At 72.9% G+C, this 11,558-nt stretch carries 12 protein-coding genes and 1 tRNA gene; 4 read left to right on the top strand and 9 right to left on the bottom strand.

Going from position 1 to position 11,558, the window contains the following annotated elements:
* Window positions 1-88 precede the first annotated feature (88 nt).
* Entirely contained in the window at window positions 89-1,093 is a 1,005-nt protein-coding gene (locus tag ESG85_RS14205) for a carbohydrate ABC transporter permease (protein WP_128979133.1), read from the bottom strand.
* 50 nt (window positions 1,094-1,143) lie between these two features.
* Window positions 1,144-2,493, bottom strand: a complete 1,350-nt coding sequence (locus ESG85_RS14200; protein WP_128979131.1) for an ABC transporter substrate-binding protein — start codon at window positions 2,491-2,493, stop codon at window positions 1,144-1,146.
* Between the two features lie 160 nt (window positions 2,494-2,653).
* On the opposite strand from ESG85_RS14200, the gene ESG85_RS14195 reads away from it, so the two are divergent.
* Together ESG85_RS14195 and ESG85_RS14190 are read left to right on the top strand one after the other, a co-directional pair.
* Window positions 2,654-3,226 (top strand): GNAT family N-acetyltransferase, encoded by a 573-nt coding sequence (locus ESG85_RS14195; RefSeq protein ID WP_128979129.1) that lies wholly within the window; start codon window positions 2,654-2,656, stop codon window positions 3,224-3,226.
* A 98-nt stretch (window positions 3,227-3,324) separates the two neighbouring features.
* A complete protein-coding gene (locus ESG85_RS14190; RefSeq protein ID WP_181019034.1) occupies window positions 3,325-4,203 on the top strand; it encodes a glycosyltransferase family 2 protein in 879 nt (292 codons plus the stop codon).
* Between the two features lie 220 nt (window positions 4,204-4,423).
* On the opposite strand, the gene ESG85_RS34985 is transcribed toward ESG85_RS14190, so the two are convergent.
* The 3 genes from ESG85_RS34985 to ESG85_RS14175 form a co-directional block, all read right to left on the bottom strand.
* A complete protein-coding gene (locus ESG85_RS34985; protein WP_164986240.1) occupies window positions 4,424-4,576 on the bottom strand; it encodes a hypothetical protein in 153 nt (50 codons plus the stop codon).
* A 73-nt stretch (window positions 4,577-4,649) separates the two neighbouring features.
* On the bottom strand, window positions 4,650-5,057 hold the full coding sequence (locus ESG85_RS14185; RefSeq protein ID WP_128979127.1) for a hypothetical protein: 408 nt from the start codon (window positions 5,055-5,057) through the stop codon (window positions 4,650-4,652).
* Window positions 5,058-5,563: 506 nt separating this feature from the next.
* Window positions 5,564-6,748, bottom strand: a complete 1,185-nt coding sequence (locus ESG85_RS14175; protein ID WP_128979123.1) for a helix-turn-helix domain-containing protein — start codon at window positions 6,746-6,748, stop codon at window positions 5,564-5,566.
* Window positions 6,749-6,840: 92 nt separating this feature from the next.
* On the opposite strand from ESG85_RS14175, the gene ESG85_RS14170 reads away from it, so the two are divergent.
* Window positions 6,841-7,374, top strand: coding sequence for a flavoprotein (locus tag ESG85_RS14170; protein WP_128979121.1), 534 nt, complete (start codon window positions 6,841-6,843; stop codon window positions 7,372-7,374).
* A 349-nt stretch (window positions 7,375-7,723) separates the two neighbouring features.
* On the opposite strand, the gene ESG85_RS14160 is transcribed toward ESG85_RS14170, so the two are convergent.
* The 4 genes from ESG85_RS14160 to ESG85_RS36925 all read right to left on the bottom strand — a co-directional run bounded on the left by ESG85_RS14160 (window position 7,724) and on the right by ESG85_RS36925 (window position 10,560).
* Window positions 7,724-7,796, bottom strand: a tRNA-His gene (locus ESG85_RS14160).
* A gap of 132 nt (window positions 7,797-7,928) precedes the next feature.
* Complete coding sequence (gene orn / locus ESG85_RS14155) at window positions 7,929-8,531, bottom strand: oligoribonuclease (protein ID WP_128979119.1); 603 nt, start codon at window positions 8,529-8,531, stop codon at window positions 7,929-7,931.
* 141 nt (window positions 8,532-8,672) lie between these two features.
* Window positions 8,673-9,845, bottom strand: a complete 1,173-nt coding sequence (locus ESG85_RS14150) for a helix-turn-helix domain-containing protein (RefSeq protein WP_128979117.1) — start codon at window positions 9,843-9,845, stop codon at window positions 8,673-8,675.
* Window positions 9,846-10,152: 307 nt separating this feature from the next.
* The gene (locus ESG85_RS36925; RefSeq protein WP_425471223.1) at window positions 10,153-10,560 is read right to left on the bottom strand and encodes a hypothetical protein; all 408 of its coding nucleotides are present in this window, start codon (window positions 10,558-10,560) and stop codon (window positions 10,153-10,155) included.
* 323 nt (window positions 10,561-10,883) lie between these two features.
* Between ESG85_RS36925 and ESG85_RS14140 the strand changes: the two genes are divergently transcribed.
* Complete coding sequence (locus ESG85_RS14140; protein WP_128979115.1) at window positions 10,884-11,405, top strand: universal stress protein; 522 nt, start codon at window positions 10,884-10,886, stop codon at window positions 11,403-11,405.
* The last annotated feature ends 153 nt before the right edge of the window (window positions 11,406-11,558 follow it).

The following is an 11,558-nucleotide window of genomic DNA, read 5'->3' as shown; positions in this document are numbered from 1 at the left end:
GTTCGCGCCGTTCGCGCCGCCCGCGCCGCCCGCGCCGTTCGCGGCCGCCCGGCGCCCGGCCCTCCCGGTCCGCCCCGTCGCGTGCGGATCAGACGCCCCTCCCCGGAATCGACGCCGCGCGTGCCCGTCCCCGCGCCCGCGTACGGGCCAGCCGCGCCGCCCCGAAGACCGTCAGCAGCATCAGCAGCATCAGCCAGGCGATCGCCGACGCCCGGCCCAGGTGCAGGTTCACCCAGCCCTGCTCGTACAGGTACAGACCCAGCGTCTGGAACTGGTGGTCCGCGCCGCCCGAGGCCCCCGCCCCCGCCCCGAACAGCAGCGGCTCGCCGAACAGCTGGGTCGCCCCGATCGTCGACACCACCACCGTGAACAGGATCGTCGGCCGCAGCCCCGGCAGCGTGACGTGGACGAACCGCTGCCACCGCGAGGCCCCGTCGAGTGCCGCCGCCTCGTACAGCTCGCGCGGCACGGTCTGCATGGCGGCGAGGTAGACCAGCGCGTTGTAGCCGGTCCACCGCCACACCACGATCGCCGACACCGCGGCCTTCGACGCCCACGGCCCGTTCTGCCAGTCGACCGGGGCGATGCCGACGGTCGACAGGACCCAGTTGACGAAGCCGTGGTCGCGCCCGAAGAGCAGCGCGAAGACGAGTGTCGCCGCGGCCACGGAGGTGGCGTACGGGGCGAGCGCGACCACCCGGAAGAACGCGCGCCCGCGCAGCCGTACGTCGAGGAGGTGCGCGAGGGTCAGCGCGAGCAGCAGCTGCGGCACCGTCGACAGCACGCCGATCACGAACGTGTTGCCCAGGGCGTTCCAGAAGAACGGATCGCCGGCCAGCCGTACGTAGTTCCCCGCCCCCACCCACTCCCAGCGCTCCAGTGAGGTCAGCTCGACCCGGTGCAGCGAGGCCCACCCGGTATAGAGGAGAGGGAAGAGGCCGAAGGCCCCGAAGAGCACGAAGAACGGCGCGACGAAGCCGTACGGCGCCCAGCGGGCGCGGCGGGCGGTCCGCCGGGCCGCGCGGCCGGCGGGTGCGGCGCGCCCGGCGGTGACCGCGGAGGGCGGCGTCTCCTGGGCGGGAACGTCGGTCACCGTGTCACCGGGCCGGTCCGCGTCCGTACGCTCGTCGGTCGTTCCATCCCTCACCGGTCCAGCGCGTTGTCGATGGACCGCAGGGCCTCCGCCCAGGCCTCGTCCGGATCGCGGCCCGCCTGGTCGACCTGGAGCATGCCGACGTCGGACAGGTGCTGGGCGACGAGGCCCTCCTTCGGGCCGACCGGGGCCGTCGGCACGCCCCGCGCCGCCGCCGTGAAGATCTCGCCCACCGGGGCGTCGCCGAAGTACGGGTGGCGGGCGGTCGCCACCGCCGGCACGGCGTGCGAGGCGGAGGTGCTGGGGAAGCTGCCGCGGAGCGCGAACACCCGGGCCTGCTGGGCCGGGGCGGTCAGCCAGGCGGCCAGGCGGGCGGCCTCCGCCCGGTGCCGGCCGGCCTTCGGGACGACGAGGAAGGAACCGCCCCAGTTGCCCGGCCGGGGTGCCGCCGCCACGTCCCAGCGGCCCCGGCCCGCCGGGCCCGCCTTGTCCTGGATGTAGCCGAGCATCCAGGCCGGGCAGGCGACCGTCGCGAAGGTCCCGTTCGCGAAGCCCTGGTCCCAGCCGGGCGTGAACTGCTGGAGCCGGGCGGTCAGGCCCTCCCGGGCGAAGGCGGCGGCGAGGTCCCACGCCTCCCGCACGGCCGGATTGCTGCCGACGACCAGCGTGCCCCGCGCGTCGTAGAAGCGCAGCGGGCCGCTGCTGACCACCGCCGCCATCACGCCCGACGCCGAGTCCGTGAACGCGGCGCCGTCCGGGGTCCGTTCGGCGAACCGCCGGCCCACGGCGAGGAAGCGCCGCCAGTCCCCGGCCCACAGCCGCCCCACCGCCTCCCGTCCGGTCGGCAGTCCGGCCCGCGCGAACAGGTCCTTGCGGTAGCAGACGGCCTGCGGGCCGATGTCGGTGCCGAGCGCGACCGTACGGCCGTCCCGGCCCGTGCCCTGCGCCCACTTCCACGGCAGGAACGCCCGCCGGTCGACGCCCGGCACCGCGCCCAGGTCCACCAGCCGGTGGCCCTGGGTGCCGACGACCTCGGCGATGTTGCCGATCTCGACGGCCTGCACGTCGGCGAGGCCGGAGCCGGTGACGAGATGGGTGATCAGCTGCGGGTAGTAGTTCTCGTTGCGTTCGAGGGACGTCTGGCGGATCGCGACGTCCGGGTGCAGCCGCATGTACGCGTCGTAGAGCCCGGCCTCCTCGAGTCCGAAGGAGCCGAAGACGCCGACCGTCAGCGTGACCCGCCGCCCCGCCGGGTCCACGCCGCCGGCGCCGGCCGGGCGCGGCGCGGGCGGGTCGGTGGCGCAGCCGGCGGTGAGGCCCGCGGCGAGGAGGAGGGCGAGCGCGAGCGCGGTGACGGGACGGCGGGCCGGGCCGCGCCTCACTCTCGTACGCCTGGGCATGGCGCGACCGTAGTGCGGCGCGGCGCGGGCGGCGGGTGACAGCTCGCCGGGACCGGGGCAATCACCCGGCCGGATCACCCGGGCGGCTGACGGACCCACGTGGCACAGTGACGGGAGGGGAGAGGCAGGAGAGATGAGAGAAGAGAGAAGGGGGAGCGGGATGAGCATCGTGGTGCGGCCGGCGGCCGATTTCGAGGACACCGCCGCCGTCATCGGACCGAAGTCGCCGACGGCCACCGTCTGCTGGTGCCTGACCTACCGGATCCCGTCGCGGCTCAACAACGAGCTGCGCGGCCCGGCCCGCGGCGAGTACGCCGCCGGGCTCTGCCGCGCCGCGGTCCCGCCGGGTGTCCTCGCGTACGACGGGGACGAGCCGGTCGGCTGGGCGGCGGTGGCGCCGCGCGCGGACACCGGCTTCGCGCGCAGCCGGAAGATCCCGTACGTCGACGACCTGCCGGTGTGGTCGCTGTGGTGCGTGAGGGTCCGGCCCGGCCACCGCGGGAAGGGCGTCTCGCACGCGCTGATCGCCGGTGCCGTCGCGTTCGCCCGCGAGCACGGCGCGCCCGCCGTGGAGGCGTACCCGCTGGACAACGGCGACGCCCGGGTCGACCTGACCATGGCGTACCCGGGGCTGCGGAAGAACTTCGAGCGCGCCGGCTTCGTCCACGCCGCCGACACCACCTCGGTCCTCGCCGGCCACCCCCGCGTACTGATGCGGCGCGACCTGCGCTGACGCGCGGCACCCGGGCGTCCCGGCCGCGTGAACGGCCGGGGACGCGGGCCCGTTAGCATCGCGGGGCCCGGGATGGTGATCGACGGACGGAGTGGGTTGTGGCGCGACCGCGTGTGGGTGTGGCGGTGCTGACGATGGGCACGCGCCCGAAGGAGCTGCGGGCGCTGCTCGATTCGGTGGCCGCGCAGGACGAGCCGGCCACCAGGGTCGTCGTCATCGGCAACGGAGCGGGCACGCTGGCCGAGCTGCCGGACGGCGTGCACGGGGTGGAGCTGCCGGAGAACCGCGGGGTGTCCGGCGGCCGCAACGTCGCCATCGAGACCCTCCGCTCCTTCGGCGACGTCGACGTCGTCGTGGACCTCGACGACGACGGGCTGCTCGTGGAGACGGACGTCTTCCGCCGGCTCGTCGACCTCTACGAGGCGGAGCCGGCGCTGGGCGTCGTCTCCTTCCGGATCGCCGACGAGAACGGCGAGACGCAGCGGCGGCACGTGCCCCGGATCGGCGCGAAGGACCCGATGCGGGGCGGCGAGGTGACGACCTTCCTCGGCGGCGGCCACGGCCTGTCGATGCGCATGCTCGACCGGATCGGCGGCTGGCCCGAGGACTTCTTCTTCACCCACGAGGAGACCGACCTGGCCTGGCGCGCCCTCGACGACGGCTGGACCGTGCGGTACGCGCCGGAGCTGCTGCTCCAGCACCCGAAGACCAGCCCGGCACGGCACGCGGTCTACTACCGGATGACCGCCCGCAACCGGGTGTGGCTGGCCAAGCGCAACCTGCCGGTCCTGCTCGTCCCCGTCTATCTGGGCGTGTGGACGCTGCTCACGCTGGCCCGCACCCGTTCCCTGCCGGGTCTGGGCGCCTGGTTCGCCGGCTTCCTCGAGGGCGTCCGGCGCTCCGGCGGCCCCCGCCGTCCGATGCGCTGGTCCACGGTCTGGCGGATGAGCCGCCTGGGCCGCCCACCGGTGATCTGACGGCGGCCTCGCGGCCCGGTCCTCGCGGTCCCGCCCTCCAGGGGTGGGTCCGGCCGGGCCGTGGCGGGCCGGCTCTTGCCTGAGCAGCGCACACGACCGAGGCCCCGGTTCTTCCGAACCGGGGCCTCGACCTTCAGGGTGAGTAACGGGACTCGAACCCGTTGTGGACCCACCGGTACGAGCGCGGCGAACTACCTGAGGGTCACCGACCTCGTCCTCGCTAGACGGCAGGCTGGCCGCTGCCGGGGCATGTCTCGGTGCCCGTGCCTCCGCGCTGGTGCATGGCGGTCGGTGATCCGGGCGGGGCGCCTACGCCCGCACCGCACACGGGGCAGTTGCCCTCCACCTGGCCGGGGTCGAATCGCTTGCTCACGGTCAGTCCTCCTTGGTGTAGGTGGTGCTGAGGGTGGTGCGATGTACGCTCCCCGGCCGGTGCCGGAGAGGGTCTAGAACTGGCGCGCGAAGATCCGCGCCTGGTTGTGGAACGTCACCGTGAAGCCGGGGGCGCTGTTCGACGTCTCGCGGGTCGACCAGCGCTCGATCGCCTGGATCTCCGGGCATTCGGCACCGGCGACGACCGCGGTGAGCCACGCCTCGGGGGAGTCGGCCGCGGCCGGGTCGCCCATCGAGGGCGCGGGGGCGCCCGTCACCGGGTCGTCGGCGAAGCCTTCGTGCTTCGCGCCCTCGGGCAGCTGCCCGAGGAACTGCCAGCGGGTCTCTCGGCCGCTGGCGTTGATGACCAGGCCGAAGGGGTGCTTGGTGTCACCGGCGTCCGCGAAGGTCTGCACCCGGGTGGCGCCGGGGGCGTTCTTGGCGAGGTCGAGCACGAAGTCGGTGAATCGCTGGGGGCGCATTTGTGATCATTTCCTCTCGTGGCGGCCCGCCCATCCTATGGACCTGACGGGGCGCCGCGGGCCGCCGGCGGGTGGCGCCGAGGACGATGAAGGCGAGCGCGGCGAAGACCACCAGGAATGGAGAGAACCTGCCGCTGGAGGTCGCTCACGGTGCGTCCGTGCGGACCGCCGACAGCGACTCACGCCCCACGAAGCCGGCCTGCCGCGCGGCGACGCGGTGTGCTCGCTGAGAGCGTCGAGCACGACGCGGTGGGCGCAGGCGAGGTGCCGGGCGTAGGAGTGGTTCGCGAGGAGGCCAGGCGGGCGGCCTCGGCAATGTGCTCCTCGACGCCGTCCGCGATCTGGGTCAGCAGCGGCGCGAGGGGGACCTCCGTGGTGTGTTCGGCTGGTCTGTCGTGCTGCGGCTGCTCATCCATGGCGCCCCTCCGACTCGTCGTTGCTCGCTAAGGCCATGGTGACGAGCCGGAGGGGGCTGAACGCTCACGGATCTGTGAGCGCCGTGAGCGTCACATGCCGATCCACGAGGCCATGCTGCCGAGCGTCTCCGGCGTGCGTCGGGACAGATGCACAAGGCCGCGAATCGTCTCCCGCGTGCCCGGGTGGTAGCGGGTCTGCTCCGGTGCCGCACGCCTGGCAGCAACCAGCGACTTCAGCGACGCCTCCGTGCGGCCCAGCTCCATCTCTGAGCGGGCCCGGTCGATCAGGAAGTGCGCCCGCCGCGAGGTGGCCATGGACGCAGGCGGCCGGATCCGCTGGGCCTGCTTCAGTGCCTCGTCGTGGTGCCGCATCTCCACCGCCGCGGACATCCGGTGCATGGCCACGTTCGTCGGCCCGAAGCTGAGCCAATGCACGTCCGACGCGTCCCCGACCCGGCAGGCCAGCGCCGTCGCCTCGCCCAGGTGCGCATCGACCGCGGCCCTTTCGTCAGCGCGGGCGGCGATGACCGACGCCCCGAGGTGGAGCTGCCCGGTGACCGCGAGCGCCTCGCGGGTCTGGCCGGCCTGACCGAGGATGCCGTGACCCGATCCGATGAGCCGGCGGCCGATGGAGTACTCGCCCTCCCGGCAATACACCAGGGCGCGCATGTACTGCCGGACCGCGGCGAGGCACGGGTCAGAGGCGCGCTGGGCGGCCCAGTCCATGCGGTCCAGCGCAACCGAGCTGAGATCGTCATAGCCCAGCTTCACCGCGACATCGTGCGCCGTGCGGTACGTCGAGGCGAGGGCCTGCCACAGGACGGTCGACGGGGCTCGCCACGCCGCGGTCGTCAACTCCGCGATCGTGTCCGGCAGGGCAGCGGCAGCGGCGTGAAGGCGCGTCGCCCGCACCTGCGCGCACAGTTGGTCCGCAGCAGCAACGAGCTGCGCGCCGGGGCGGACGGTCATGTCGGGGTCGGGCCCGAGGTCATACAGGTCGAGCGCCTCGCGGATCGGGCGCACAAGGCCGGCGAGGTGATCCTGGTGGAGCTCGGTCACGTAGGGCTGTCCTGTCAGCACGGTGACATCGACTCGCAGGGTGTGCGCGACGGCGGCGACGAAGTCAGCGGATGCCGGGCGGGCGCCGCACTCCACCTGATTCAGCAGGCTGTACGAGTACGGGATCCTGTCGGCGAGCTCCCGTTGGGAGAGCCGGGCAAGGCGTCGCTGTTCTCTGATGCGCGTTCCGGTGTGGGCGTCGTCGAGTGGCGGCATGCTGGTCTCCGTTCCTGACTCGTGATCTGGAACGCTACTCGCGCCGCCCCCGACTCCGCCTGGATAGGGGGCGGTTGCGTAGGGTCGTATCCATGAGCACCCGGACTCTGTACCTGTTCAGCAGCGCGGCGCCGCCGGTCTTCGACATCGCCCGGGTCGTCGAGGACGCGCAGGCAGACGGCTGGGACGTCTGCCTCGGCCTCACCCCCACCGCCGCCCGCTGGCTCGCCGACTCCCTCGACGGGCTCGCCACGCTCACCGGCCGCCCCGTCCGCTCCGAGTACAAGCTGCCCGGGAAGCCGGACGTGTGGCCGAAGGCGGACGCGATCCTGTTCGCGCCGGCCACGTTCAACACGATCAACGCATGGGCACTCGGGCTCACGGACACGTTCGTCGTCGGCGTTGTCGCCGAGGGCATCGGCAAGGGCATCCCGATCGTGGCCATGCCGTGTGTGAACGCGGCCTACGTGCAGCACCCTCAGTTCGAGCTGTCTGTTGCGACTCTCCGCGGCGCGGGGGTGACGGTGCTCTACGGCGAGGGCGGCTTCGTGCCGAACCAGCCAGGGCAGGGCAACCCGGCAGCGTACCCGTGGCAGGCTGCCCTCGACACGGTCGGTGCTCTCTGACCCCGGGCACGGCGAAGAACGAGCGGCATGTCGCCGGGGATCTTCGGCTGCCCCACGAATCCCTCGCCGCGCACCCAGCCATGCGGCCATCGGACGCCGTGCGCCTCGACCAGCTTCTTGAACTGTTCGGCCTGCTCACCCTCGCCGAAGTTCTCGGTCTGTCAGGAACCGTCTTGGCGCGACTTCACCCGAAAGGTGCAGGTGCCGTCCGTCTCGGGCCCCTCCACGATGCTCGCCACGGGCCGACGGCACGACGGGTGACGGACATCCGCGTTCTTCTCATGCTCCGAAGAATCCCGGAACGACGAAGGGCTGACCTGTTTACACAGGTCAGCCCTTGATCATTCAGGGTGAGTAACGGGACTCGAACCCGCGACATCCTGGACCACAACCAGGTGCTCTACCAGCTGAGCTATACCCACCACGACCGGTCATTCGCCCGAGGGCTTCCCTGACCGGCCGAGAAGAAGTCTACAGGGTCCGAGGGGGTGCTCGCGCACACGTTTTCCCCCGAGGGGGTGCCGGGGGCGCGAGCGCCCCGCCGGACCGGCGGGCTACTCGGCCGGGAGGACGTGCCGGGCCGCGATCTGCTTCGCGGTCTCGGAGTCCGGGCCGGGCTGCGGCACGAAGATCGCCTCGCGGTAGTAGCGGAGCTCGGCGATGGACTCGCGGATGTCGGCGAGCGCCCGGTGGTTGCCGTTCTTCTCCGGACTGTTGAAGTACGCCCTCGGGTACCAGCGGCGTGCCAGTTCCTTGACCGAGGAGACATCGACGATCCGGTAGTGGAGGTGGCCCTCCAGGGCGGGCATGTCCCGGGCGAGGAAGCCGCGGTCGGTGGAGACCGAGTTGCCGCACAGCGGGGCCTTGCGGGGCTCCTTGACGTGCTCGCGGACATACGCGAGGACCTGCGCCTCGGCGTCGGCCAGGGTGGTGCCGTCGGCGAGCGCGTCGAGGAGGCCCGAGGCCGTGTGCATCTGGCGCACGATCTCCGGCATGGTCTCCAGGGCCGCGTCCGGCGGGCGGATCACGATGTCCACGCCTTCGCCGAGCACGTTCAGTTCCGAGTCGGTGACCAGTGCGGCCACCTCGATGAGTGCGTCGTCCGTCAGCGAGAGCCCGGTCATCTCGCAGTCGATCCACACCATGCGATCGTTCATGCGTCCTACCTTATGGCCGAACGCGGTCCGGAACACCGGCCCGGACCGCGGGATGGCCGAAGGGCCCCTCCAGGAGGTGCCTGGGGAGCCCTTCGGTTTCTCGGTGCGCGGCTTGTGGCTCGCGCGGCTCACGGGTGCCGGTTACGGCGCGCTGCGCTGGCCGGGGAGTGCCGGCCGGCCGCCGGTGTAGGCGTCCGACGTGGGCTTCCCCGGCTCCAGCAGGTGCCCGGGACGGCGCGGAAGCGTCTGGGCCTGTGCCGGGACGACCGCGTCGAGGACCGCCGTGGCGCCGTCGCCCTGGGGCCGCCGGGCCCGGTACGCCGCCCGGTAGGCCGCCGGCGAGGAGCCCAGCTGCCGCCGGAAGTGGCCGCGCAGGGCCACCGGCGAGCGGAAGCCGCAGCGTCCCGCGACCTCGTCGACCGAGTAGTCGGAGGTCTCCAGGAGCCGCTGCGCCTGGAGCACCCGCTGGGTGATCAGCCACTGCAGCGGCGCCGAGCCGGTCAGCGAGCGGAACCTGCGGTCGAACGTACGACGGCTCATGTACGCCCGTGCCGCGAGCGTCTCCACGTCGAACTGCTCGTGGAGGTGCTCCAGCGCCCAGGCGACGACCTCGGCCAGCGGGTCGGCGCCGATCTCCTCCGGTAAAGACCTGTCGAGGTAGCGCTCCTGACCGCCGCTGCGCCGCGGCGGGACGACCAGCCGGCGCGCCAGGGCGCCCGCCGCCTCCGTGCCGTGGTCGGTCCGCACGATGTGCAGACAGAGGTCGATTCCGGCCGCGGTGCCGGCGGAGGTCAGCACGTCGCCGTCGTCGACGAAGAGCTCTCGCGGGTCCACGTGGACCGACGGGTAGCGCTTGGCGAGCGTCGGCGCGTACATCCAGTGCGTGGTCGCGGGCCGGCCGTCGAGCAGGCCGGCGGCGGCGAGGACGAACGCGCCGGTGCACAGACCGACGATGCGCGCGCCCTCCTCGTGGGCCCGGCGGAGCGCATCGAGCGCCTCCGGCGGAGGCGGCGAGGTGATCGAGCGCCAGGCGGGCACCACGACGGTGCCGGCCCGGCTGATCGCCTCCAGGCCGTACGGCGCGGAGAGTTCGAGGCCTCCTGTGGTCCGCAGGGGGCCGTCCTCGCCGGCGCAGACGAGCAGTCGGTAGCGCGGCACCCCCGCGTCCTGGCGGTCGATGCCGAAAACGGAGAGCGGGATGGAGCTCTCGAAGATGGGGCCACCGCTGAACAGCAGTACCGCGACGACTTCGCGACGGCGGCGCCCGGACAGCTTCCGTGCCGCCTCCGGTGCGGCGGAGTGGTCCTGGCTCATGACGCTAAGCCCCCCTCGGTGTTGGCGTCTCCCTGGTCGTGTCGCTGTGCCACGTTTCCCCTCGGTTTTGCGCGAGACCCCAGTCTTCGGTATCCATGATCGAATCTACTGCGTCCCGTGGCACCCGAGCGACAAGTTCTCCTTCCGGCACATTGTCGACATGGCCACTTGGCGTGAAGCGTTCGATCAGGAAGCCCAGTACAGCGCGGTGATGCCTGGACCTACGCGGGTTGAGCGCTCTTCGGCCACCGGTTGACCGACGAAGGGAACTTGGCCGAAAACATACGGGATCGGCTGTGCGACCCTGTCAACTCCGCGAGTGGCGCTCGGCCCGCAGACCCCGTTCGGAGCGCCGCAGCAGCACCCGGCAGGCCGCCGTCACGGCGGCGAGACCGAGCGCGGTGCCGGCCGCGCCGCCGAGCGAGGTCCCGTAGACCACGAGGACGACCGGGACGAGCGCGCAGCAGAAGACCGCCCACGGGACCACGTCGCTCCCCGCGTCGGGACCGGCACCGCCGGGCATCCCGCGTCCGCCCGGACCGCCGGCCCCCCGGGCCCGGCGGCGCCCGCGCGGGCGGGGTGCGCGGGGCCCGGAGGCGGCGGCGCCGGGCGGTACGAGGAACGCGGTGACCGTCTCGGCGGAGGCGAGGGCGGCCGGGTCGAGGCCGGCGGGGGCGAGACGGTCGGCGGTGTCCATGGGCGACGGTGCGGGCACGGGCGGGCTCCCTGCGACGGTGGCGTTGACCTGTGAAAACGAGGAACGGAACCTTCCGGTCACTGCGCGTGGCGTCCGTTTGGCCCCCCTTGGGACACCTGTAGGGCACATCCGGCATTGCGCTACGGCGCAGGGCTCGTGCATGCTCCCTGGGACGCCGTGAGGGCCCCTGGCGGCCGTCCCTGGGCACGAGAGGAGTGTCGCCGTACCCTTGGGGGTATGGGCTTGGGAAGATGATTCCCGGACACAGCTCCGCCGCCAACCGTTGTTCCGCTCCCCGTCCTTTCCGTCCCTTCCAGAGGACCCTCTTCGCCGAGACACCGATGGCCGGTCACGAATTCCCCGAACCCGCGGACCGCAAGCGCGTCGCCGACTCCACGGTCGACCCCCTCGCGGTGGAACAGCCCCGTCACTCCTGCGACCCGGCCTTCCGGCACGGTGTCGTCGTCGGATTCGACGGCTCGACGTCCAGTGAACGCGCGCTCGCGTACGCCATCGGCATGGCCCGCCGCTCCGGCTCAGGTCTGATCATCGTGCACGTCGCCAACCGGCTGCCCACCACCGTGTGGGCCGGCTGCGAACCGCCGGTCTTCGTCGACGTCCCCGACCACCGCACCGAGGTCCTCGGCCTGGAGCTGGCCTGTGCGGAGCACCTCTCCGAGGTGCCGTGGATCCTGGTCGAGCGCGGTGGCGACATCTGCCACGAGCTGGAGGAGGTCGGCCGGGAGTACTCCGCCGACGCGATCGTGGTCGGCTCCACGCACGGCGTGGTCGGCCGGATCTTCGGCTCGGTGGCCGGCCGCCTGGCCCGCCGCGCCCAGCGCCCGGTCGTCGTCATCCCTTAGCGCCGCCCGCGCGGCGGCCCTCCGCCTCTTCGTCCCGTAGCGCCGCCCGCGCGGCGGCCCTCCGCCTCTTCGCGCACCGTGCGTCATGCCGTCGCGTGCCGTCCTCGCGCAACTCCGCCGCCACAGCGGCACCATGGGCCCCTGGCGATCCCA

It is taken from the genome of Streptomyces roseicoloratus, from assembly GCF_004117935.1.
Taxonomy (GTDB): Bacteria; Actinomycetota; Actinomycetes; order Streptomycetales; family Streptomycetaceae; genus Streptomyces; species Streptomyces roseicoloratus.
Note: the sequence above shows the minus strand (reverse complement) of the source record. Positions and strands in the feature narration are given on the sequence as shown.